Genomic DNA, 23,157 nt, shown 5'->3' on the forward strand with positions numbered 1-23,157 from the left:
TCGTGACGTGTGGCCGATTTTTCTAGTGACGCGTCGCCACTCTCTTAATGACGCGTGGCCGCGATGCGATCGTCCGATACTCCGTCGATCTTGCCGGCGCGCAGATCGAGCTCGATCATGCGGCGCTGCTGGGCGGACGGCGCGAGAAGATGAACGTGGACCTCGTTGGCGCCGAGGCGCGCGGCGCGCTGGCGGATCTCGGCGAGATTGAGCGAACCGGAGGCATGCGTGGCGTGGCCGATGGCGAGGACCGTGCGGCGGCCGGATTTTTCGCGATGGACGAGCAGGAAGTTCGCGGCCGGGATTTCGGGGCAGTCGATCAGATCGTAGACCGTGTGGACGTAGCGCTGGCCGGACGCGCCGCTCCAGAAGTGGAAGCGATCGGTCAGCTCGGACGTTGTGTCCAGGATGGCCAGCTCGGGGTTCAGGGCCGAGCGGCGGGCTCTATAGTCTGCGAGTTGAATGACACGCGCTCCCATGACCGAAAATCCTTTGCCGTTTACGCGGCGCTCGACGCTACAAACCAACCACTGAACTGTTCCCAGAGTGCTGAGCATTTTCAGCCGAAATGTGGCTCCATCTCAGTCATTTCTGGGCATTTGCGACTGTCTGCACCCTAACAATGGCCGTCGCTCTGCTGCTGTTCCCTGCGGAACGTGTCCCGTAAGTCATGGGGTTAACCACATGCGTCCTTGCAACACCCTCCGTGTGCCGTCCGTAGGCCCGGGGCGGATTTCGGGCATCTGCCATGGAACGGTCACGATCTCCTGTCCGTCCTCCGGCTCGTTCCCTCATCTCCTTCCCGCGAGGCTCTCCGGCTAGTCGCAGCGCGAGAAGCCGCAGGCGCGGCAGGTCCAGCAGCCGCTTTCCTTGATGAAGGCCTGGGCCGCACAACGGGGGCAGCTGCGGCCGCCGTGCACGCCAAGGCCGCCGCCGGCCGTGGATGCGCCGGGGCTCCCTCTCTCTCCAACGGAGGCGAGTGAGGTCGTTGCGGGAACATCCTGCGCGTCGTCCGGCGTCATGAAGCCGATGCGGCGCATGTGCGTTTCGATCACCTCGCCGATGGCGGCCAGCAGGCTCGGCACGTAGCGCCCGCCAATCCAGCGGCCACCCTGCGGATCGAAGACTGCCTTGAGTTCATGGGCAACGAACGAGACGTCGCCGCCGCGGCGGAAGACGGCGCTGATCATGCGCGTCAGCGCGACGGTCCACGCATAGTGCTCGAGGTTGCGCGTGTTGATGAAGATCTCGAACGGGCGGCGGCGGCCACCCGAGTCTATGTCATTCAGCGTGACGTAGATGGCGTGGTCGCTCTCGGGCCACTTGATCTTGTAGGTGTAGCCGGCGAGCACGGGATCGCGCTCCAGCGGCTGCGTCATGTAGACGATGTCGCCGTGCCGGGCGGCGGCGGGCATCGCGGGCACGGCGAGTGGAAGTGTGCTTGCGGGCAGAGCGGTGGCCGCCGCACGCTCTGCCTCTTCCGCCTCCACCTGCTCAACAACGGGCGACGAGATGGGCGCGAGGATCGCGCCCGTGATGTCGTTCGGCCGGTAGGCGGTGCAGCCCTTGAGGCCGAGGTCGAAGGCTTCGAGATAGATCGTCTCGAAGGCCTCGAACGAAATATCGGGCGGGCAATTGATCGTCTTCGAGATCGAACTGTCGACGTGGCGCTGGAGCGCCGCCTGCATGACGAGATGCTCATGCGGAGTCAGGTCCGCGGCGGAGACGAACGCGCGTCCGAGAGCGGCGTCGGCGCCGTGCGCGCGGCGGAAACGCGCGTGGGCGAGATCCTCGACCTCCTCGATGCGGTGCGCTCCGTCCTTGCCGAGAACGCGGCGCGTATAGCGGAAGTCGAACACGGGCTCGACGCCGGACGACACATTGCCGGCGAAAAGCGAGATCGTGCCGGTGGGTGCGATCGACGTGAGACAGCCGTTGCGGATGCCGTTGCGCGCAATCGCCTCACGCACGTCCTCGGGCAGGCGCGCGACGTTGGGCGACGCCAGGAAGCGCTTTTTGTCGTACAGCGGAAAGGCGCCCTTCTCGGCGGCAAGCTCCGCGCTGGCGAGGTAGGCCGAACGCTCGATGACGGCCATCCAGGATTGGGCCAGCGCCTCGGCCTCCGGGGTGCCGTAGCGCACGCCGTGGGCGATCAGCGCATCGGCCAGCCCGGTCACGCCGAGGCCGATGCGGCGCTTGGACTTTGCTTCCTCGCGCTGCGCCGGCAGCGGATAGCCCGAGACGTCGATGACGTTGTCGAGGAAGCGGATGGCCGTTTGCACGCGCTGTTCGAGCGCGGCGGTCGCGATGGCCGCGTTGGCTTCGAACGGCTGCGTCACGAGTTCAGCGAGATTGATCGAGCCCAGGAGGCACGCGCCGTAGGGCGGCAAGGGCTGCTCGCCGCAGTTGTGCACAATCAAGCCACCGGCATCGAAGGCGTTCCGGCCCGGCACGCTCACGTCGTAGACGTCGGCTTCCCCGTCGGGTTCAACCGAATGAACCTCGGCGCAGAATCGTTCCCGATTGAGCGAGCGGGAATAGCTGGCCAGTATGATCGCGAGCTTTCGACTTTTTTCCTCGTCCGAGAAGCCAACGCGAGCCGCGAATTGAGCGAGGTTGTCGCCGGCTATGACCAGCTCATGGTGGGCCTTGGCCGGGTAAAGGCCGATGCCGCCTTTGCCGTCGGGCATCTTCCTTGCGCCTGCCGTGCGGCGATTGCGATAGAGCTTCGCGCAGATTCCCAATCTCGCGAGCATGCGCTGGACGGCTTCGAGGCGCGGCAGGTCCGACTGAGCGAGGCGGACGCTCGCCCCTTTGAGCTGCGTCCCCTGAACGGATCCGTCGGTATCGAAGAAACCTCGAAGCAGTCCGCGATGGAACGCCGACGATGTCTGCTCCGCCCTGGGGGCGATGTGTTTGTCTCCCGGCATCATACCGAACGTGCCGGCAAGATCTCGCAACGCGGCGAGCTTGAGCCGCCACTCCGAGCGCCCGGCCACCTCGAACCAGCCGACAAAATCCGCCCGATGCCGCAAGGTGCGTGCCGCGCGCTCCGCAGCCGCCATCACGCCATCGACACCGTGCGGTCCGGAGTCCCCGTTTCCGACTTTGAGCGGTTTCCACACTGACAGGACGGCGCCGTCCTGTTTCAGAGTGCCGTCGCCGATCAAAAGCCCGAGCAAGTAGCCTTGCTCGAATGTCTCCGGTCCGCCCCATTCGGCGTTCGGCCGATGATTGGACAAGACCACGCTTTCGCCGGGCCGCAGGCTGCGGGCTTCCCGCCATGTCGTGGTGCGGTCGTCCCTGGTTAGCGAGCCGACCGCGAGGACCTTGTGATCTCCGGTCAGCCGGACGGTGAATCCGTCCTTGGTTTGCAGCTTGACCACAGGCTTTCGACCGGTTTTGAAGAACCCGGTTTCGGAGTGCCAATCCTCGCCGTCCACCCGTGCCGTGAATGGCGTTCCGATCAAGTCGGAGACCTGGCGCGGGCCGAGGCCGGTATGCACCCAGGTGTCTGCCGTCACGCACGGGTTCGTGGCGCGGATCTCCTCGCAGTAGGAAAGATTGTTCCGGGCGTTGACGCGATCGATGAAGATCACGCCGGGCTCGGCATAGTCGTAGGCGGCGCGCATCAGGCGGCGCCAGAGATCGCGGGCGCGCACCGTGCGGACCACGGTGCCGCCGAAGACGAGGTCCCACGGCCGGTCGGCGCGCACGGCGGCGATGAACGCATCGGTGACGAGCACCGAGAGATTGAAGTTGCGCAGCCGGGCCGGGTCCGACTTGGCGTCGATAAACGCTTCGATATCGGGATGATCGCAGGCGAGCGTGCCCATCATCGCGCCGCGCCGCTGGCCGGCCGACATGATGGTGCGGCACATCGAATCCCAGACGTCCATGAAGCTGACGGGACCGGACGCGTCGGCTCCGATGCTCTTGACGCGTGCGCCGCGGGGGCGGAGCGTCGAGAAGTCGTGGCCGATGCCGCCGCCCTGCTGCATCGTCAGGGCGGCTTCCTTGACGTTTTCGAAGATGGCGCCGAGGTCGTCGTCGATCCGGCCCATGACGAAGCAGTTGAAGAGCGTGACGGCGCGGCCGGTGCCGGCGCCCGCGAGGATGCGGCCGGCAGGCAGGAAGCCGAAGTCGGACAGGCTGTCGTAGAACGTCTCGCTCCAGCGCGCGCGCGCGCGCTTGCCCTTCTCGACCGACGCGGCCGCCTTCGCGACGCGCCGGAAGGTATCCGCCAGCGTCTCGTCGCCGCCGGATTCGCCCTCGAAGCGGTATTTCAGCCGCCAGATCTCTTCCGAGATCGGGGCCAGGAAGTCCGGAGTGTCCGTCATTCGCGCCTCACCCTCTGTGCGCCAAATATAGGGGCGAGGTGGGGCGTCGTCAAACAAATGTTCTTTTTATGTTCTCATTTGTTCTGGATTACGGTTAGCGGAATGGGGTGGTGCCTCAGTTTGAAATTTTACCGATGGCGTCATGAAGTTTGACAGAGACATCCGTGCCTTTGATCAGGTCATCGATGGCCGCGCAGACGCCCGCCCTCGCTTCACGTTCCAAAGCGGAGTCAGTCATATCCAGGATCAGTGGGTCGTCCGCGTCAATGAGGATCGAGAGCCCTTCACGGGTATGGGTGGCTATTGGAATTCCAGTCACGCGGCAAAGCGCAAGTGCTGGAGGCAGGGGCAACCGAGTGAGACGGTTGCAGATGACCCGAGCGTCGATCAATCCCCAAAGGGCGCAACAATCGTAATGATCGACTGGACAAGGCAAAGCCCGTGAAGCTAGAGCGGACTCGGTGTTGCGGAAACTAACAGACCTGCCGCCTTTTAGTTCCGCCGTATGATGATTAACGGTGGTCCACTACCCGAAATGAAGTCGTGTCGTAGCCCCGATGAGCAGATCAATCTGCCCGCGCGTTCGTGCCATTAATGAGCTTTTCGACGGCCGCGACCAGCATTTCGGCAGTCGCCGGCTTCGTCAAATACGGCACGTGGGTGCAAGGGCCTTCGATGTGATTGTAACCGCTGTAGATCAAGAACGGTACACCGCGCTCCGTGAGGCGCGCGCACAGGTCCGAGCAGTCGCCGTCGGGCAGCGCATGATCGAGGATGGCTCCGGCCAAACCATTATGCTCCACGAGCAGCATGGCGTGCTTGACGGTGTTGGTAGAAGTTATTGCGGCTCCGGTGCACTTAAGCGCATCAGTCATGTCCAAGACAATCAACGGCTCGTCCTCCACGATGAGGATGAACCGCCCTGCGAGGGTCGGGTGCGGCATCAGATTTCCAGTCACGCGGCAAAGCGCAAGCTGCCAGAGGCAGGGCGACTTCTAGGTCGCGGATGTCCCGAGCGTCGATCAATCCTCAAACGCGCAACAAAAAGAGATGGTCGACTGGGAAAGGCAAAGCCCGTGAAGCTAAAGCGGGCTCGGTGTTGCGGCCGTGTCGGACCCTAGCACGTTTATTGCCCTGGCGGCGCGTCAGGGTTGGGCGCCGCCGTGCGTTCAAGGATTCTCAAACTGTGACGCGCGCCCTTCGGCGACGAGACGCTGGGCCGCCTCCTCCAGGCGGGCTTCGAGGATCTTGCGGAAGTCCTTGCGCGGCAGGCCGGGCGGGATCGGGTCGAGGAATTCGACGACGATGGTGCCGGGGTAGCGCAGCAGCGTGCGGCGCGGCCAGAAGAGGCCGGAGTTGAGCGCCAGCGGTACGCACGGAAGCTCCAGCGCCTCGTAGAGCGCGACGTAGCCGGGTTTGTAGTCCGGCGGCGCGCCGGGGGCCTGGCGCGTACCTTCCGGGAAGATCACGATCTCGCGGCCTTGCGCGGCGCGCGCTTGGGCGTCCGCCGTCATTTGCTTCAGGGCTTTCGCCGCCTTGTCGCGCTTGACGAGGATGTGCTCGAACTTGACGCAGAACCAGCCGTAGAACGGAATCCATTTCAGCTCGTCCTTGAGGACGATGGCGGGATCGCGGAACAGCGGCACGAGGCCGAACGTGTCCCAGGCGCTTTGATGCTTGGAGACGACGAGGTAGGCGCCGCCGGGAAGCTTTTCGCGGCCGCGCACCTCGAGCTTCGTGCCGGCGATCACGCGCAACAGCCAGACGCAGATGATGCCGTGCAGCTTGAGGCCGGCCATCGCCCAACTCCGTGGTGCGATCAAAAGCCAGGAGCCGAAGACGAGCATCAACGCCGTCGTGACGTAGAAGGCCAGGGCGAACAGCAGAGAGCGGAGAAGAAGCATCTGAGGGTGATCGGTCGCTAAGAGTTGGCCAGGCGTGCGCTGATGGCTGGAAGCGGGCGTATGCCGGGATTGCGTATTCGTCGATGGGTGAGGCCGCTGTCAGGATCCGAGTGGCGTGGCCTCATTTTCTGCTCCGCGTAGCCCCATGACTTGCTCGGTCGGCGTAGGCCTCACGACTTTCACGGCATGACTTCGTCATGACTTGCTCGGCGTAGCCGATGATGCCGTGACGGAGTCGGCTTGCCAAGGGGCCATGCCGCGCGTCACGGCGAGGCGGATCGCGGCGGGCAGGAACTTCACGTATTCCTGGGCGAGCAGGCGCGTCGTGGTGGGGTCGAGCCACCAGACCTTGTGGCGCAGGTCGTCGGGTGCGACGGGATGCGGCAGGAGTTCGATATTCGGCATGGCGCGCGCTAACTCGGCCAAGCTGCGCGGCATGTGATAGCTCGCCGTCACCACGATGAGCCGCTCATAGCCGAAGGCTTCCGCCCAGCGGCGCGTCTCGTCCGCGTTGCCGACGGTGTTCAGTGCCGCGTAGCCGAGGTCGACGCAGCAGCTGAAGGTCTGTTCGTCGAGGCCGGAAATCTTGATGAGCGACGAGCGGCCGATCTTGGTGTTCACGCCCGAGATCAGGAGACGCTCGCCGCGACCGTCCTTGAGCAGGCGGGCGGCCTCTTCGATGCGGGTCTGGCCGCCGGTGAGGACAACGATGCCGTCGGCGCGCTGGTCACGCGTTTCCGGCTGTCGCATGACGGCGTTGGCGAACAGCACGAAGCCGAACCCGACGACGAACAGCGACAGTCCAAGGATGCCGACGATGGCGCGTCTCGACCGCATTCCGCTTTCAAGGTTTCCGCATGCGCCGGACCGCACGCGCGTGTTTCTCTGAGGTCAGCAGACTAGCTGATTTGGCCGGCCTTGTGACAGATGCCGGTTTGGCCAACCGAGGCGTTGATTAACCGATAAAAAACGCCGCAAATCCACCGGTTTGTCAGGGGGGAAATTAGTGCCGGCTGTTCAGGATCCGGAAGACGCCGAATCGGGACGTGAGCATGCAGATGGCCGCCACGACGACCACCACGATCCCCATCAGGACGTAGCCCGCGAGATCGAGGGAGCCGGAGCCCACGAGGCGGTGCAATTCCGTCAGGGTCATGCTGCCGCCGCCCAGGACCTGCACGAGGGTCGGCATCAGGATAAAGACGGAGAGCGCGAGGGACGCGCCGACCAGTCCGGCACGGACGCCGAGGCGCAGGAAGTGCTTTTCGAACTCGCGCGCGATGAAGCGGTCGTTGGCGCCGACGAAGTGGAGGACCTCCACGATTTCGCGGTTCGAGGCCATCGAGCTTTTGGTGGCCGAAACGATGATCGCCGTCGTGGCCATGGCGACGAGCGCCAGGATGGCGAGCCCGCCGAGCGAAAAGCTGTTGGTGATGGTGGCTATCTGCTGCTGCCAGCGCCGGTGGTCGTCGAGGGTGGCGCCGTCGAACTGCGCCGCGAGGCCCGTGCGCATCATGTCGACGTCGGGGGAGCCGGCGCGATCCAGCTCGATGGCGATGAGACGCGGCAGCGGCAAGGCCGAGAGGTCATCCATGGAACCGAGCCACGGCTCGAGCAGGGCGGCGGATTCAGCCGTCGAGAGCACCTTGACGGAGCTGACGCCGCTTTGCTGATTGAGATACGCGGCGACCTGCTGGACAACCTTTTCGGTATCGGTGCCGTCCTTGGGAATGACCTGGACGGTGATCTCGCTGGCGATGTCCTTGAGCCACGAATTCGCCGACTGGCGGATCATGTAGACCGCGCCGACGGTGAGGCAGGCCAGGAAGCACATGATGGTGATGACGAGGGTCAGCGACCGGCCCGTGACCGATCCGGCCGGCACGATCGGCGCCGCCATCGACTGCTCTTTCCGCGCCTCACGCGGGGGCGCGAAGATGTCCGGGCGGGACTGACGCTCGTACTCCGATCTCAGAGCGGCCTCGGAGTTGGGATCGTAGGTGCCCTGCGTATGACCGCCCTGCGTCACGGCGACGTCTTCGTACTGATCATACTCGTAGCCGCGTTGCGGCTGGTCGAGGCCGCGCAGCATCGGTCGGTCGGGTTTATCATACGATGCGGACATGACCGTCGTACAGCTCCAGGCGAGAGGCTTTGAATTGCCGCATCAGTTGATGGTCATGGGTGGCGATCAGAACAGATGTGCCGAGCCGGTTCAATTCGATGAAGAGACGCAGCAGGCGCCGCGCCATCTGAGGGTCGACGTTGCCCGTCGGTTCGTCGGCGAGCAGCAGCTCGGGCTTGGCGATGACGGCGCGCGCGATGGCGGCACGCTGCTTCTCACCGCCCGACAGCACCGAGGGATAGGCGTGCATGCGATCTCCGAGGCCGACCCACTGTAAAAGGTCCGTCACATCCTCCTTGTAATCGTCGAGGCGTTTGCCGACGACGCGCAGGGGAAGGGCCACGTTCTCCCAGGTGGTCAAGTGCTCCAGCAGCCGGAAGTCCTGGAAGACGATGCCGATGCGGCGCCTGAGCGGCGCGCGTTTGCTGGTCGTGATGCGGCTCACATCCTGCCCAAACAGCTCGATCTGACCGCGTGTGGGATGGAGCGACATGAATAGCAGCCGCAGCAGCGAAGATTTGCCCGCACCGGACGGGCCGGTGAGAAAGTGAAACGAGCCCGGGCGAAGGTGAAAATTGACCTCCGACAGGATCTCCGGACCGCTATCGTATTTGAGACCGACATTGTTCAACCGTATCACGGTCTCTGGCTCCGGATCATCTCATGAGGGTCTGGCATCAGTGCGCCTATATGCGTGAAGCTTGGGGCCGTATCAATTGGTTACGAATATGGCGGCGGCATGTACAAGAGTGACCGTTGTTCACGACATCTCATCGGGCCCACTTGCGCTGCCCGTCCCTTGACCCAATAGTCCGGAACAGGGCCTGCGGCGGCTTGCCGGACATCGGGTTCGAGCAAGCATCGCCCCGCAAACTCATGATTTCAACGGTGATTCGTAGCCCGATGTGGCTGCAATCGGGTGCGCCGGAGGGCGCCAAGAAGGGGTGCGCCGGAGGGCGCCGAGAAGGAGAAGGCATGACGGATATGACATCCGGCGCGCAGACCGACGTGGAAGTGATCTACTCGGCAGACATGATCGCGACCCGTCTCGAGGGACTGGCGCAGGAAATTATCGCGCGCAAGCTCGAGCGGCCCCTGGTCGTCGCCGTTCTCAAGGGCAGCTTCGTGTTCGCGGCCGACCTGATCCGGGCCCTGCACCGGTCGGGCTTCGAACCGGAGGTCGATTTCCTGACGCTGTCGAGCTACCGCAAAAGCCGGACGTCGTCGGGCAAGGTGGAGATCCTGCGCGACCTCGATCTCGGCGTGGAGGGGCGCAACGTGCTGCTCGTCGACGACGTGCTCGATTCCGGCCGTACGCTGGTGTTCGCCAAAGACCTGATCTCAGCGCGTGGCGCGAAAGAGATCCTGACCTGCGTGCTGATCGACAAGAAGGTGCCGCGCGCCGTCAACGTGCAGGCCGACTTCAGCGCTTTCGAAGGCGGGGACGAGTACGTGGTCGGCTACGGCATGGACGTGGCGCACCGGTTTCGCGAGCTGCCGTTCGTGGGACGGATGACGCAAAAAGAGACCTAGGTTTTTCGCAGGGTCGTTCGGGGGAGCGCACGATGGCACGGATCCTATTGGCCGACGACGACGAGGCGACCCGGGATCTCGTCAAGCGTGCGTTGGAGACGGACGGCCATACGGTGTCGATCACCCAGGACGGCGCGGAGGCGCTCGACACGTTGACCTCGGCGGCGGCAACGTTCGATGTCCTCGTCTCGGACGTGCACATGCCGGGGCTCGACGGTGTGGCGCTCGCCAAGCGGGCGATTGCGGCGGCTCCGGACCTCAAATTGTTGCTGATGTCCGGCTTTGCCGAGGAACTGGACCGGGCGCAGGCGCTCAAATCCGCGAACCTCGGTGTCATCATCAAGCCGTTCACGCTCGATCAAATCCGGGCTGCCGTGCGCGCCTTGCTCGCTTGAGCGCGCCTACAACGCGTTCTTGCGCTGCTGGATCATCATGTAGGTGTCCATCGTGTGCTCCGAGAGCTGGAACCACAGGAACTGCTCGGCACGAACGGCCGTCATCGAATCGTAGATTTTCTTGAAGCCGGCATTCTTGGCCGAAAGCTCCGCGTAGATATCGTTCGAGGCCTTGAAGCAGGCGTCTAAAACGGTCTCGGAGAAGGGCTTCAGGATCGCGCCCGCCTTGACGAGGCGGCGCAGGGCGGCGGGGTTCTGCATGTCGTAGCGCGCCATCATGATGGTGTTGGCGGTCTGGGCGGCGCTGCGCAGAATGGCCTGATACGTCTTCGGCAGGCTTTCCCATTTCTCCAGGTTGAAGAAGAAGTGCAGCATGGCCTGCCCCTCCCACCAGCCGGGGTAGTAGTAGAACGGGGCGACGCGATAGAAGCCGAGCTTCTCATCGTCGTAGGGGCCGACCCACTCGGCCGCGTCGATGGTGCCCTTTTCGAGGGCCTGATAGATCTCGCCGCCGGCGATCTGCTGGGGCACCGCGCCGAGCCGGGACATGATCGCGCCGCCGAAGCCGCCGATGCGGATCTTGAGGCCCTTCCAGTCGTCGGCAGTGTTGATTTCTTTCCGGTACCAGCCGCCCATCTGCGCACCCGTATTGCCACTCGGCAGGCCGTAGATGTTGTAGCGCCGGTAGAACTCGTTCATGAGATCGATGCCGCCGCCTTGGTACATCCAGGCGTTCTGCATGCGGCAGTTGAGGGCGAACGGAACGCAGGTGGCGAGGGCGAAGGTGGGGTCCTTGCCCCAGTAGTAGTAGGACGCGGTATGGGCCATTTCGACGGTGCCGTCCGAGACGGCGTCCATGGCTTGCAGGCCGCCCACGATCTCGCCGGCGGCGAAGACCTGGATGGTGAACCGGCCGTCCGTCATTTCGCCGACGACTTTGGCGAACACTTCGGCTGCGCCCTGGATCGTATCCAGCGATTTCGGGAAACTCGACGTGAGGCGCCAGTTCAAATTCGGCATGCTCTCGTGGACGGCCGGGGCCTTGGGCGCATCGCATGCGGCGAGGCCGGCCGCTGCGCCGCCCGCGCCCGCAACCTTCAGGAATTTGCGGCGATTCACTTTCGTCATCTTGGTCCCCGTGCCCATTTCCGGCGGGACTATAGACAAGTCGCGCCGCGAAATCAGCCCGCGTACCGGTTCGTCAATCGAGAACCTGTTGCGCTCCGTTGTCCTTGAAGTAGGCTGAGTATCTCGATGCGCGATCTCGAAGGGTGCTCCCCCATGCGTCAACGCCGAACCGTAGGCCCGGCCGTTCTTGCCGTGGCGTTTTTTGTCCTGCTGGCGCCTCAGGCGGGCGCTGCCGACTGGTGGATGCTTCAGCAGACGGAAAAAGGCCGGGAGTGCTCGCTGCCGATCGAGGCCGACGGCATGACGCTCACGCCGGACGTGCTCATGAAGCAATATCCGGAATGCAAACTGATGGCCGAAACGCCGTTTCTCGACCTCGAGACCGTCATGGTCAACTGCGAGGGCGACATCGGCCGCGTGTTCATCTTCAGCAAGAGCAAAGCGGCGTGCGAGCGGCTGGCTCAGGAGTGACGTCTACGGCACGTCCCACGGCCGGCGAGATCGCCGGTGTGCTGCTCGCCGGAGGGCGGAGCGTGCGCATGGGCGGCGGCGACAAGGCGCTGCGGGCGCTGGGCGGGCGTCCCCTCATCGCGCACGCCATCGAGCGGTTGCGGCCGCAGGTCGGCCCTCTCGTGCTGAGCGCGAACGGAGACCCGGCGCGTTTTGCGGCGCTGGGGCTTCCCGTCGTGGCCGACGAGACGGAGGCCTATCAGGGGCCGCTCTCGGGCGTGCTCGCGGCGCTGCATTTCTTTGCCAAAGCCGATCCGGGTATCCGCATGATCGCGAGCGTTTCGACGGATGCCCCCTTCATTCCTCGCGATCTCGTTTTGCGGCTGCGCGAGGCACTCGATGCCGAGCCGAAGGCGCGCGTTGCGGTGGCCTGTTCGCGCGGGCAGCGCCATCACGTCATCGGGCTCTGGCGGATCGACGCCGCGGACGAGATTGCCGGAGCCCTGGCGCGCGGCGAACGCAAGGCCGAGACGATGGTCGACCGCCTCGGCGCCGTTTCGGTGACATTTCCGGATGCGGCCGTTGGCCGGCGGGACATCGATCCGTTCTTCAACATCAATACGCCGGACGATCTAGGTTTTGCGGAGGCCGTGCTGGCCGAGGCGGAGCAGATGCTCGCGGCGGAGGGTTCTGGTTCGCAACGAAGTTCCTTCCCCCTCGTGGGGGAGGTTAGGAGGGGGGGAACCCTCAGCATTTCCGTTGGGGTTCCCCCCACCCCTAACCCCTCCCCACAAGGGGGAGGGGAATCCCGCGAGCTACAAATCAGGGGCGCAACCAGGGAGCGACAACGACCCTTCGTGGTGGGTGTCGCCGGATGGAAGAATTCCGGCAAGACGACGCTCGTCGCGCGGCTGGTCGCGTATCTGGTCGAACGCGGCTTCCGCGTTTCGACCGTCAAGCACACGCATCACGATATTTCTCCCGATGAAGCGGGCACCGACAGCGACCGTCATCGGGCCGCGGGCGCGCATGAGGTGGCATTGGTCTCGCCACGGCGCTGGGTGTTGAACGGGACGATCCGCGACGAGGAAGAGCCGCCGCTTGCCGCCATCGTCGCCGCGCTTGCGCCAGCCGACATCGTTATTGTCGAGGGCTACAAGCAGGCCGCGATTCCGAAGATCGAAGTGCGCCGCGCGGGGCAGGGCGAGGGCGCGCCCCTCGCAGATCGCGATCCGCTCGTGTTCGCCGTTGCATCGGATAGCTCGACCAGCGTCGGCGTGGAGGCGTTCTCGCTCGACGACGTCGCAGGTATCGCCGCGGCGTTGCTCGCGAAGGGCGGGTTTTCCGAGGTTGCGCGATGACCGGCCGAGCTGTCGCGTGGGGCATGGCGTTTTTCTTTTGCAGCGGAAACGCCATGGCCGGCGATCCTCCCTTGAAGCCGGGGCGCGATCCGGGGGGAGTCGCGGTGGCCGTGCTGGCGGACGGGTTCGACTACCGGCTGCGGGATGTGGCCGATGTCTTGGCCCGCGACGGGGAAGGTGTGGCGATCGCCTGGGACAGCGTCGATCAGGATGCGCTTCCGTTTCGCGCGGATGGAAAGGGGGCGGACGCCGTGCGTGCGGCCGCGGCGCTCGGCGGCGTGCGCGTGATAGCCACGCGCGTGGATCTCCGCCAGCCGGTGACAGTGATCCAGGGCATCGCGTTCGCAGCAAGCACGCCCGCGCGGATCGTCACCGCGGATGTGGGGGATGACGAGCAGGCCGCTCTCGGTGTGCTGGTGGCCGCGGCGAAGAATTTCACGGATCACGTTTTCGTCGTCTCGTTGGCGCGAACTGAACTGCCGCCGGGAGCGAAAGGCGTCGACAATTTTGTTCTCGTGCCGCGAGGAGCGTCTGGCTCCCCGGCTGCCGAGGCCGTCGCGAGAGTTCTCGGCTGCGGGCGCGGCGAGCTAGGCGGGGGAGACGGCGCGCAACGCGGACGTGAATTTCGCAAACGCCTGGGTCAGTGGGAGAGTTTGGCCCGGCAGCCCGGCGCGGATGCCGCATCCTGCGATCACAAGCGCGGTCCCGATGCCGGTCAACAGAAGTAGCCACGGGCCGATGTTCTCGTGGGCCGGCCGGGACGCATGCGCCTGTTGCCGGCGCGGTGTGTCGTCGATGCGGACGAGGCGCGCGCGGCGGAGCTGAGATGGATCGGATGCCCGCCAAGCGGCTTCGGAGGAGATGGCCGAGGGGCCGGGTGGTCCCGCGGGCAGGCTCGCCGCGACGGAGATCGCGAGCGCGCAGCCCAGAAACATGATCGACGTCCGCATGAGCGTCCCTCTCCGCGGGGAGAGGAACGCTCCCCGGACGTTATTGGAACAGCACGAGCGCCTTAACGGCGGTCTGCCAGACGCCCCACGCAAGCGGCACGCCAACCAGCGACCAGAAGAGAACGGCCTTGGCATCCAGGCCGCCCTTGCCAATTCCGAACGATCCGGTCGTGGCGCTGGCGGTCGCGGAGGTCAATTTGGCTTGCTCGGCGGCAACCTCGGCCTCGCTCATGTGCCATTTCGGATCGACGGGACGGATCAGAAGGTTGGCGATGAAGCCAATCACGAGCATGCCGGCCAGAATGTAGAAAATCTGGCCGTAGAGCTGATCCGGCGCGATGCCCTCGGCATAGCGGGTGTCGTGGAGGTAGTTCACGACCACCGGGCCGACGATGCCCGCCGTGGACCAGGCCGTGAGAAGCCGGCCATGGATCGCGCCCACGAACTGCGTGCCGAAGATGTCGGCGAGGTAGGCGGGAACCGTCGAGAAACCGCCGCCGTACATCGATGCGATGAGGCAGAAGCAGGCGACGAAGAGCGCTAAGATCTTCCAATCCGCCGAGAACGCGGCCAGCACGTAGAGGGCCGCGCCCAGCGTGAAGAAGATGAAATACGTGAGTTTCCGGCCAAGCTTGTCGGAAGCAGACGCCCAGGCGATGCGGCCGAAGATGTTGAAGAGAGAAATGAGGCCGACGAAGCCGGCGCCCACGGCTGCGGCCGCCGCGGCGAGTGCTACATCTTTCTTCATGTCGAGATAGCCGACGCCGGCCTGGCCCGCGAGCGCGCCGCCGAACGTTTCCTGAAGCATGGGCGAGGCTGCGCCGATGATGCCGATGCCTGCCGAGACGTTCATGCAGAGCGCAAGCCAGATCAGCCAGAATGCGGAGGTCTTGTGCGCATCTTTGAGATGAACGTGGTTGGAGGTGATCATCGACTTCGCGCTTGGCGGCGGAGTCCAGCCTTCGGGCTTCCAGCCCGGAGGCGGGATGCGGTAGCCGAATGAGCCGATGGTCATGAACACGACGTAGATGGCGGCCATGGCGACGAATGTCTGCCAGACGCCGGGCTCAGTTGCGGTCTTGAACACCTTGTCCATGAGAAAGGTCGCGAGCGGCGAGCCGATCATGGCGCCGCCGCCGAAGCCCATGATGGCCATGCCGGTGGCCATGCCGCGCCGGTCGGGAAACCACTTGATCAAGGTCGAGACCGGCGAGATGTAGCCGAGGCCAAGACCGATGCCGCCGATGACACCCGAGCCGAGCCACATCAACCAGAGCTGATGGGAGTAGACGCCGAACGCGGAGATCAGGAGGCCGCCGCACCAGCAGAGCGTGGAGACGAGGCCTGCTTTGCGGGGTCCCGCGCGCTCGAGCCAGCCGCCCCAGATCGCTGCAGAAACGCCGAGCAGCACGAAGAAGAATGTGTACATCCAGCCGAGGTCGAACTGGCTCCAGTTGCAATCGGTGGCGGTGAGCGCTGTCAGCGTGCCGGCCGCCTTCTCGCCGAAGGTCACAGCGCCGGCAGAACACTCCGCGAGCGGCTTGCCGTCCGTTCCGAGCAGCGCGCCCTGCAGCGGCTTCCAGAAAACGGAAAAGCCGTAGGCCATGCCGATGCAGAGATGGATGCAGAGGGCCGCCGGGGGAACGAGCCAGCGATTGAAGCCGGCTTTGGCGACAATCGTCTCGCGATCGAGCAGGCCGGGTGCGCGCAGCCCCGCCGCCACGTTGGTATTTGCCATTGCGTTTCTGTCCCCCGAAGTCGATGTTCGCCCAGATTGCCGGGCAATTTTGGCCTAGCAGTACCGTGCTGTAGGAGTACGAACAAGCCCCCGGCGGGGTTGAAGTCGCCGCCAACGCCGCTACTCTATAGGGGGCAGACTGCGCCGGGGCCGGTACAGCCGCGTGAATCCGGGATCGGATGGCGCGGCCGCGGGTCATAAGGATCATTCATGACGTTTTCGCCGCCACCTCAGACGTCAGACAAATCGGCGTCGCCCTCGGAGCTGATCGACCCGTTCGGCCGGCACGTCAGCTATTTGCGCGTTTCCGTGACGGATCGCTGCGATTTTCGCTGCGTCTACTGCATGAGCGAGCACATGTCCTTCCTGCCGAAGAAGGACCTGCTGACGCTCGAGGAGTTGGACCGGCTGTGCTCGGCTTTCATTTCGAAGGGTGTGCGGAAGCTTCGCATCACGGGCGGCGAGCCGCTCGTGCGCAAGAACATCCTGTCGCTCTTCAAGTCCCTGTCGCGCCACCTCGAAACCGGACGCCTGGAAGAGGTGACGCTGACGACCAACGGCAGCCAACTCGCCAAGTTCGCGGGTGACCTGCGGGCGGCGGGGGTGCGGCGCATCAACGTCTCGGTCGATACGCTCGATCCGGTGAAGTTCAAGGCCATCACGCGCTGGGGCGATCTCGGCAACGTGCTCGACGGCATCAAGGCCGCGCAGCGCGAAGGGCTCGCGATCAAGATCAACGCGGTCGCGCTCAAGGACGTCAACGAGCACGAGATCGACGACCTGATCCGGTTCGCGCACGGCGAAGGGCACGACCTGACGCTGATCGAGACAATGCCGCTCGGCGATATCGAGGGCGACCGGACCGACCAGTATCTGCCGCTGTCCGTCGTCCGGGCGCGCCTGCTCGACAAATGGACGCTCGAAGACATTCCGTTCCGCACCGGTGGGCCGGCCCGCTACGTGACGGTGCGCGAGACCGGTGGCCGGCTGGGCTTCATCACGCCGCTGACCCATAACTTCTGCGAGAGCTGCAACCGCGTGCGCGTCACCTGCACGGGTACACTGTTCATGTGCCTTGGGCAGGAGGACGCTGCCGACCTGCGTGCGCCGCTGCGTGCCAGCCCCGACAACGGCCTCTTGTTCGAAGCCATTGACGAGGCCATCCTGCGCAAGCCGAAGGGGCATGATTTCGTGATCGACCGGCGCGCTCAAAAGCCCGCCGTTGGACGACATATGAGCATGACGGGGGGCTAGCTCCGCGTCGGCATCAGGGGGGCGAAGGGCATGTCGAGAGCACTGCTGCGTCATGCCCGCCTCTCGCGACGCCAACTCATCACATTCGCGCTCGCGTCCGCAATCCTGAACGGCATCATCACCGCCAGCGTCGGCGCATGGCTGGCGCAAACCTACTCCGCCTATCAGGCGCGCCGGCACGCCATCGAGACCATCGCCAATCTCGTCTACGAGCGCCGCACGCGGGCGGGGATGGTCGCGTCCGCCATCCGCCGCAATGCCGACGTCGAGGAAGTGCGCCATCGCAAGCAGGCGTATGACGAGGCGTACGTCGAGTGGAACAAGAACGTGATGCTCAATCTGTTCGCCATTCGCGAGGCGGCGGGCGATCTCAAGTTCTCGGCGTTGGAGCCGCTGTTCGAGGATCACCTGATCGCGGCGATGGCGGATGTCGATCGCTGCGTGACGAAGGCCTACGACGCTCGGGTGGCCGACGGCGACGCCAAGGCCGTCCTCGAGAGCTGCCGCATGGCGGATCTGCATCAGTTCGTGCTCGATTGCGGGGCGACATTCACGAACGAGCTCTACAAGCTCACGCGGCTGACGTTCATCCCGTTCACGGGGGAGTTCGATCGGACCAAGGCGTTGGCGGAAACGCATATTCGCGACGCCTGCCTGGCGGTGCCAAAACCGGTCGCTCCGGCGCCCGCTCCCGCGTCCACGCCCACGTCGCCCGAGGTGTCGGCGGCGCCACCGGCGATGCAGCCGGTTCCAACCGACGCGTCGGCCGCGCCTGCCGCGACGCCGCCGGCTCCTGCGCGGCCCTAAGTGATCGAGGACCTTGGCTCGCTAGGGGCGTGCCTGCATGGCTTCGAGGGCACTCGGCACTCCGAGGACACCGGGGGCGACGGCTAGATAGCGCCCCGTGACGCCGATGATGGCGCCGGCGACCACCAGCGTCATGGCCCAGCCGAACGTATTCATCATGCGGGCACGACGGCGTCCGCGACGGGCCGCGCGCATCCACGGCGGCGGAGATACGACGCCCTGCGCCGGAGGCTCGCCCCGCGCGGGTTTCCGGTTGAGCTCCTTGAACATCTCGAGGGTTGGGCTCGTGACGGCCGAGCTGAACACCGGGGGCACTAACGGCGAGTCCGTTGCAGGTTTCGGCGCATCCGGCGCGTCGTATCCGGACGCCTCCGACGGGTCGTATCCGGACGCCTCCGGCGCGTCGTATCCCGACGCCTCCGGCGCTGGGGCGCGGCGCGTCCTGGCGGCGGGCCAATGGGTGGTCGCAGTCGCGGCTCCACGGGCGGCCGCCGGCGCGGCTCCATGGGTGGCCGCCGGCGCGGCCGTGCGCGGCGCTTCAGGCGGGCGCTCGCCGAGCCCTGCTTCGAAAAGCGCGGCTTTGAGGGACTTGTTGCCCGCTCCTGCCATGGACCAATCTCCGCCTGTGCGGCGCGTATGCAGACTCCCGCTCGTTGCCACAACCTCGTTGCCACAACGGCGTCAATCGGGACGCGTTCCGCCTGCGCGCGATTATGCTAAAAAGCTTCGCATCGAGCAATGTTGGTGCACTGCGAAATTTTCGATTCGCTTGCCTCGCCGCGCCGGCAACTCACTTCGGGGGATGATCACGATGCTTTTGTTGACGCTCGGCCTGTTGCTTTTCTTCGCCATTCACCTCGTTCCGACGTCGCCCAGCCTGCGCGACGGATTGGTCGAGCGGTTCGGCGCCGGGGCCTACAGAATCGCGTTCTCGGTGGTTTCGCTGATCGGGTTCGCGCTCATCGTGATGGGCTACCACAAGCTGCAGCTAATGCCGGGCAAGAACCCGGTGCTGTTCGATCCGCCATCGTGGACGCGCCACATCGCGTTCCTTCTGATGATCCCAGCGATGATCTTTATCGTCGCCGCGTTCGTGCCGTCGCGCATCCGCACGGCGGTCAAGCATCCGATGCTGGCGGCCATCAAGTTGTGGGCGTTGGCGCATCTGCTGGTGAATGGCGATCTCGGGTCGCTGCTGCTGTTCGGAGGATTCCTCGCCTTCGCCGTCTACGACCGGATTTCCGTGAAACGGCGGCCGGGCGTGACGATCCCGCCGGCACCGGCAAGCCCGCTCAATGACGTGCTGGTCGTCGTGGCCGGGCTCGCGCTCTACGCCTTCCTGATGTTCGGCGGCCATGGCGCGCTGATCGGCGTGCCGCTGACGAGCGTCAGCTTCGCGCCGTGACGGCTGCCCCCACATCGGGGCGGTTGATCGGGGGGCGGTTGATCGGGATCGCGCGCCGGCCGGCGGTGCGCGCACCGATGGAGGAGATCGGGACGGGTACCATCTCCCTTTCGGGTGGGCTCGACGGCGATCACAAGGGGCCGAAGTTTCCGAAGCGCCGGATCACGGTGATGGCGATCGAGGACTGGCGCGCGGCTCTGGGAGACCTCAATGCCGACGACGGCGGGCCGGTCGATCTGCCGTGGACGACGCGGCGGGCGAACCTGCTCGTCGAGGGCGTGCGTCTGCCACGGGCGCGCGGCGGCGTCCTGCGGGTCGGACCGGTGACGCTCGAGGTGACGTACCCGACGCAGCCGTGCCGGCGGATGGACGAGGCGTTCGGCGGCCTGCTGAAGGCGCTGCATCCGGAGTGGCGCGGCGGCGTGACGTGCGCTGTGCTCGAAGGCGGGGAGGTGACGCTCGGCGATGCAGTCGACGTGCTCGTGTCGCCGCCGGAGATCGTCCCGCGCTTGCCGTGACGTTGCGCTAGAGCAAAATCCGATCATACGGAATCGCAAGCACTTCCCCCTCCCCGTCATGGCGAAGCCATGCTCCGCATGGACGCGGGGAGGGCTAGGGGCGGGGGGAGTTACAATACTCACGTTTGTTCTCTGGCTTCACCCCACCCCGCGCATTCGCGCGACCCTCCCCGTCAAGGGGAGGGCATAAACACTGGCGGGTCCGTCTGATCGGAAATGGCGCTAGCGCAGCGGGACGATGAAGTCGGTGTATTCGCCGGTCTCGTTGCCGATGCCGGTGTCGGAAATGATCAGCGACGAGCCCGGCTTCATCACGTCCGCAATCTGCTCGCGCACGTCTTCGGGAATCGTGACGCGATCGAGGGCGGCGGCTGCGGTTTGATGCGAAGTGGATACCGGCGCGGGCTGCTCCTTGATTTTCGCGGTCTTGTCCTTCTTCGATTTCTTGACGTCCCGCGCCTTGTCGTAGGCGATGGACGCGACGCTCCACTGCATGCCCGTCCGCTCCGCATTGTAGGCCAACGCCGTGAAGACGTGCGTGCCGATCGGCTCGTCGGGGTTGTCGAAGGCGACCTCGACGTCGAACATGTCCTCGTAGCCCTGGCGGACGTAGAGACGCTTCTTGGAGCGGCTGACGAGCACCGAGACAGGAAGGTTGCGCTTCTGCTCCATGCGCTTGGCGGCCAGTTCCTTCGACAATCCCCGTTGCAGGCGGTTGTTGGCCTCCGCGAGTTCGTTCATGGCGGCGGTGCGCTTGGCGTCGGCTTCGGCGGCGGCGGCCTGCGCGGCCTTGAGTACGGCGTCCGCCGACGCCCACGCGATGCGGGCCGCTTCGGCGAGTGCCGGGTATTCCTTCAACTCATCCTTGAGTTCGGCGATGCGCGCCTCGCGCGCGGCCGGGTCCATCGTTTTTTTCGCGATCGATTTCTTGGCGGTCTTGTTTGCCGTCTTCTTGGACTTGCGCTCCTCGCGATCGACGGGCGGCGCGTCCGGCTTTTCGAGATCGGCGATTTCGCGATCGGCGCGGGCCTTGGCCTGCTCCAATTCGGTCATCTCAGCCTGGGCCTTGTCGGCGTCGGCCCGTGCGGCGGCGAGCATCGGACGTGCCGCGGCGGCCGCCTTCTGGGTTTGAGCGAGGTTGTAGGTTTTCTCCGCCCGGTCATATCCGGCCTGACGGATCTCGCCGTTCAGCGCTTCCATCTCCAGGCGGCGGCGTTCCCGGTAGGCCGATCTCGGGCTCGCGGCCTCGGGGGTTTCGGATGCGACAGCGGCGGAGACGCCGAGCACCTGCGAAACGGGCGAACCGCCGGTGGCGCCCGATGCATCGGCGACCTTCACGTTAGCCGTCGCGGTGGCGACTGGCTCCGGCGGGAAGGCGGCAAACAGGCGATCGTGGGCAATCGGAACGGGCGTCACCGGATCGCGGCTGACGATCACGCGCGTGCCCATGCTCGTCAGACCGAACAGCTTGCCGGAGAAGCCATGCGGGAGACGGATGCAGCCGTGCGAGGCGGGATAACCGGGGAGCGCGCCAGCGTGCAGGGCCACGCCTGACCATGTGATGCGCTGCATGTTCGGCATCGAGGCGCCGGCATAGAGGTTGGAATAGTGCTGGCGCTTTTTCTGAACGATCGAATAGACGCCGGCCGGCGTGCCGTATCCGACGCGGCCGGACGAGACCGGCGATTCCGCGATGGGGCCGTTCGCGTCATAGACGACGAGGCGCTGGCGCGAGAGGGACACGTTGATCACGAGCGGACCCGAGGCCGCACGCCCGGCGGCTGTCTCGGCGCCCTTCTTCTTGCCGGATGGCTTGACCTCGTCGTCTTCGCTGGCGGCCGGATCCACGCGGCGCTTCGCTTTGCGCGGCGGCTTGGCCGGTGGCGCCGCGTCGTCCCAGGTGCCGAACAGGCCTTGGGCCGCCGCGTGCGGCGGGGCCAAGCCCGGACCGGCGACGAGCACGGCTGCCAGCGCAGCCAGGGTGAGGGCGCGTGCCGCTGCGGGAACGTAGCCGTTTGCGCTCTGAGGTTTTGCGATGAGGGGCACGGTACAACCATCCCTGTCAGTTGATTTCGGCAAAAATCGAAGTGAAACAAGGATTAATGAGGCGTTCTTGAAAGTTATTTATAAGGCCTCAAGGTTACCAGATCATTTTCCCACTGCGCAATTCGGGAGATTACCGGTGTGAATTCGGGATGCTCAGTGTGGCTGCAATGTCAACGAAGTGGCCGTTGACGTTGCACGAACGCACGACTGGCGCCGCCGGGCGGCGGGGGGTAGGGTCCGCGTCCCAGAGTTCTCTTGGAGACGTCAGCAGGACCATGTCCCTCCATCCGCTGAGCCGCCGCTTGATGGCTCCCGACATCACCGCCATGAAGCGGGTGAAGCCGATCATCTCGCTCACGTCCTACCACGCCCACACGGCGGCGATTGCCGACAAGTATTGCGATTTCCTGCTCGTCGGCGACAGCCTGGGCATGGTCATGCACGGCTACGAGACGACCGTGCCGGTGACGCTCGACATGATGATCGTGCACGGGCGCGCCGTGGTGCGGGGCGCGAAGAAGGCGCTGATCGTGGTCGACATGCCGTTCGGCTCCTATGAGGAGAGCCCTTCGGTCGCCTTCCGGAACGCGGCGCGGGTGATGAAGGAAACGGACTGCGGCGCCGTCAAGCTCGAGGGCGGCCAGCGCATGGCGGAGACGACGCGCTATCTGGTCGATCGCGGCATCCCGGTGATGGCGCACGTCGGCCTCACGCCCCAATCCATCAATGTTTTCGGTGGGTTCAAGACGCAGGGCCGGACTCGTGATCAATGGGCGGCGATCGAGAACGACGCCCGCGCGGTGGCCGAGGCCGGTGCGTTCGCCGTCGTACTCGAGGCGATGGCTGAGCCGCTCGCGGTCCGGATCACGGACGCGATCCCGATCCCGACCATCGGCATCGGCGCGTCATCGGCCTGCGACGGGCAGATCCTGGTCATGGAAGACATGCTCGGGCTGTCGCCGCGGGTGCCGAAATTCGTCAAGAAATTCGGGGCGGTAGCGATTGCCATCGAAGAGGCCATCCAGGCCTACGCGGAGGATGTCCGCGGCCGCCGCTTCCCGGGCGAAGAGCATGTTTACACCATGAAGGACGGCGCAGAGGCGGATCCCCCTCAGGGGTCCGCGCAGTCACGAAAAAGCCGGAAAAGCTGAGCATTTTGCGGCGGCGGTTGAGAACCGGCGGGAACCGGTCTCACATCATTTG

21 protein-coding genes are annotated in these 23,157 nt (G+C 65.2%); 10 read left to right on the plus strand and 11 right to left on the minus strand.

Going from position 1 to position 23,157, the window contains the following annotated elements; genetic code table 11:
• Positions 1–44 precede the first annotated feature (44 nt).
• The 7 genes from ACTIFK_RS11215 to ftsE all read right to left on the minus strand — a co-directional run bounded on the left by ACTIFK_RS11215 (position 45) and on the right by ftsE (position 9,009).
• Complete coding sequence (locus tag ACTIFK_RS11215) at positions 45–479, minus strand: hypothetical protein (RefSeq protein WP_439543156.1); 435 nt, start codon at positions 477–479, stop codon at positions 45–47.
• 339 nt (positions 480–818) lie between these two features.
• Positions 819–4,340: an LAGLIDADG family homing endonuclease gene (locus ACTIFK_RS11220; protein WP_439543157.1), complete on the minus strand. Its 3,522-nt coding sequence runs from the start codon at positions 4,338–4,340 to the stop codon at positions 819–821.
• 566 nt (positions 4,341–4,906) lie between these two features.
• Positions 4,907–5,284 carry a response regulator gene (locus ACTIFK_RS11225; protein WP_439543158.1) on the minus strand — a complete coding sequence of 126 codons (378 nt, stop codon included), beginning with the start codon at positions 5,282–5,284 and terminating at the stop codon, positions 4,907–4,909.
• A 225-nt stretch (positions 5,285–5,509) separates the two neighbouring features.
• Positions 5,510–6,244, minus strand: a complete 735-nt coding sequence (locus ACTIFK_RS11230; protein ID WP_439543159.1) for a lysophospholipid acyltransferase family protein — start codon at positions 6,242–6,244, stop codon at positions 5,510–5,512.
• A gap of 195 nt (positions 6,245–6,439) precedes the next feature.
• The gene (locus ACTIFK_RS11235; RefSeq protein WP_439543160.1) at positions 6,440–7,081 is read right to left on the minus strand and encodes a YdcF family protein; all 642 of its coding nucleotides are present in this window, start codon (positions 7,079–7,081) and stop codon (positions 6,440–6,442) included.
• A gap of 166 nt (positions 7,082–7,247) precedes the next feature.
• Positions 7,248–8,369 (minus strand): cell division protein FtsX, encoded by a 1,122-nt coding sequence (locus ACTIFK_RS11240; RefSeq protein WP_439543161.1) that lies wholly within the window; start codon positions 8,367–8,369, stop codon positions 7,248–7,250.
• Positions 8,353–9,009: a cell division ATP-binding protein FtsE gene (gene ftsE / locus ACTIFK_RS11245; protein ID WP_439543162.1), complete on the minus strand. Its 657-nt coding sequence runs from the start codon at positions 9,007–9,009 to the stop codon at positions 8,353–8,355. Before ftsE ends, ACTIFK_RS11240 begins: the two co-directional genes overlap by 17 nt.
• Before the next feature lie 335 nt (positions 9,010–9,344).
• On the opposite strand from ftsE, the gene hpt reads away from it, so the two are divergent.
• Together hpt and ACTIFK_RS11255 are read left to right on the plus strand one after the other, a co-directional pair.
• Positions 9,345–9,902, plus strand: a complete 558-nt coding sequence (gene hpt / locus ACTIFK_RS11250) for a hypoxanthine phosphoribosyltransferase (protein WP_439543163.1) — start codon at positions 9,345–9,347, stop codon at positions 9,900–9,902.
• 32 nt (positions 9,903–9,934) lie between these two features.
• A complete protein-coding gene (locus tag ACTIFK_RS11255; RefSeq protein WP_439543164.1) occupies positions 9,935–10,297 on the plus strand; it encodes a response regulator in 363 nt (120 codons plus the stop codon).
• Between the two features lie 6 nt (positions 10,298–10,303).
• On the opposite strand, the gene ACTIFK_RS11260 is transcribed toward ACTIFK_RS11255, so the two are convergent.
• Positions 10,304–11,416 carry a TRAP transporter substrate-binding protein gene (locus ACTIFK_RS11260; protein WP_439543332.1) on the minus strand — a complete coding sequence of 371 codons (1,113 nt, stop codon included), beginning with the start codon at positions 11,414–11,416 and terminating at the stop codon, positions 10,304–10,306.
• A gap of 162 nt (positions 11,417–11,578) precedes the next feature.
• On the opposite strand from ACTIFK_RS11260, the gene ACTIFK_RS11265 reads away from it, so the two are divergent.
• From ACTIFK_RS11265 to ACTIFK_RS11275, 3 genes are read left to right on the plus strand one after another with little or no spacing between them, the layout of a single operon-like run.
• Complete coding sequence (locus tag ACTIFK_RS11265) at positions 11,579–11,896, plus strand: hypothetical protein (protein WP_439543165.1); 318 nt, start codon at positions 11,579–11,581, stop codon at positions 11,894–11,896.
• A complete protein-coding gene (gene mobA / locus ACTIFK_RS11270) occupies positions 11,893–13,236 on the plus strand; it encodes a molybdenum cofactor guanylyltransferase MobA (protein WP_439543166.1) in 1,344 nt (447 codons plus the stop codon). Before ACTIFK_RS11265 ends, mobA begins: the two co-directional genes overlap by 4 nt.
• Complete coding sequence (locus tag ACTIFK_RS11275; RefSeq protein WP_439543167.1) at positions 13,233–13,964, plus strand: hypothetical protein; 732 nt, start codon at positions 13,233–13,235, stop codon at positions 13,962–13,964. The genes mobA and ACTIFK_RS11275 overlap by 4 nt, the downstream gene beginning before the upstream one ends.
• Positions 13,965–14,226: 262 nt before the next feature.
• On the opposite strand, the gene ACTIFK_RS11280 is transcribed toward ACTIFK_RS11275, so the two are convergent.
• On the minus strand, positions 14,227–15,924 hold the full coding sequence (locus ACTIFK_RS11280) for an OFA family MFS transporter (RefSeq protein ID WP_439543168.1): 1,698 nt from the start codon (positions 15,922–15,924) through the stop codon (positions 14,227–14,229).
• 210 nt (positions 15,925–16,134) lie between these two features.
• Here ACTIFK_RS11280 and moaA point away from each other — a divergent pair, with 210 nt between their 5' ends.
• Both moaA and ACTIFK_RS11290 read left to right on the plus strand, forming a co-directional pair.
• Positions 16,135–17,178: a GTP 3',8-cyclase MoaA gene (gene moaA / locus ACTIFK_RS11285; protein WP_439543169.1), complete on the plus strand. Its 1,044-nt coding sequence runs from the start codon at positions 16,135–16,137 to the stop codon at positions 17,176–17,178.
• 30 nt (positions 17,179–17,208) lie between these two features.
• A complete protein-coding gene (locus tag ACTIFK_RS11290) occupies positions 17,209–17,985 on the plus strand; it encodes a hypothetical protein (protein WP_439543170.1) in 777 nt (258 codons plus the stop codon).
• 21 nt (positions 17,986–18,006) lie between these two features.
• On the opposite strand, the gene ACTIFK_RS11295 is transcribed toward ACTIFK_RS11290, so the two are convergent.
• Positions 18,007–18,594 (minus strand): hypothetical protein, encoded by a 588-nt coding sequence (locus ACTIFK_RS11295; protein WP_439543171.1) that lies wholly within the window; start codon positions 18,592–18,594, stop codon positions 18,007–18,009.
• 202 nt (positions 18,595–18,796) lie between these two features.
• Here ACTIFK_RS11295 and ACTIFK_RS11300 point away from each other — a divergent pair, with 202 nt between their 5' ends.
• Both ACTIFK_RS11300 and ACTIFK_RS11305 read left to right on the plus strand, forming a co-directional pair.
• Positions 18,797–19,390 (plus strand): NnrU family protein, encoded by a 594-nt coding sequence (locus ACTIFK_RS11300; RefSeq protein ID WP_439543172.1) that lies wholly within the window; start codon positions 18,797–18,799, stop codon positions 19,388–19,390.
• 77 nt (positions 19,391–19,467) lie between these two features.
• Positions 19,468–19,908, plus strand: coding sequence for an MOSC domain-containing protein (locus tag ACTIFK_RS11305; RefSeq protein WP_439543173.1), 441 nt, complete (start codon positions 19,468–19,470; stop codon positions 19,906–19,908).
• Between the two features lie 222 nt (positions 19,909–20,130).
• On the opposite strand, the gene ACTIFK_RS11310 is transcribed toward ACTIFK_RS11305, so the two are convergent.
• A complete protein-coding gene (locus ACTIFK_RS11310; protein ID WP_439543174.1) occupies positions 20,131–21,954 on the minus strand; it encodes a L,D-transpeptidase family protein in 1,824 nt (607 codons plus the stop codon).
• 275 nt (positions 21,955–22,229) lie between these two features.
• On the opposite strand from ACTIFK_RS11310, the gene panB reads away from it, so the two are divergent.
• Positions 22,230–23,105, plus strand: coding sequence for a 3-methyl-2-oxobutanoate hydroxymethyltransferase (gene panB / locus ACTIFK_RS11315; protein ID WP_439543175.1), 876 nt, complete (start codon positions 22,230–22,232; stop codon positions 23,103–23,105).
• The last annotated feature ends 52 nt before the right edge of the window (positions 23,106–23,157 follow it).

The sequence above is a fragment of the Hyphomicrobium sp. genome (assembly GCF_051860585.1).
Taxonomy (GTDB): Bacteria; Pseudomonadota; Alphaproteobacteria; order Rhizobiales; family Hyphomicrobiaceae; genus Hyphomicrobium_C.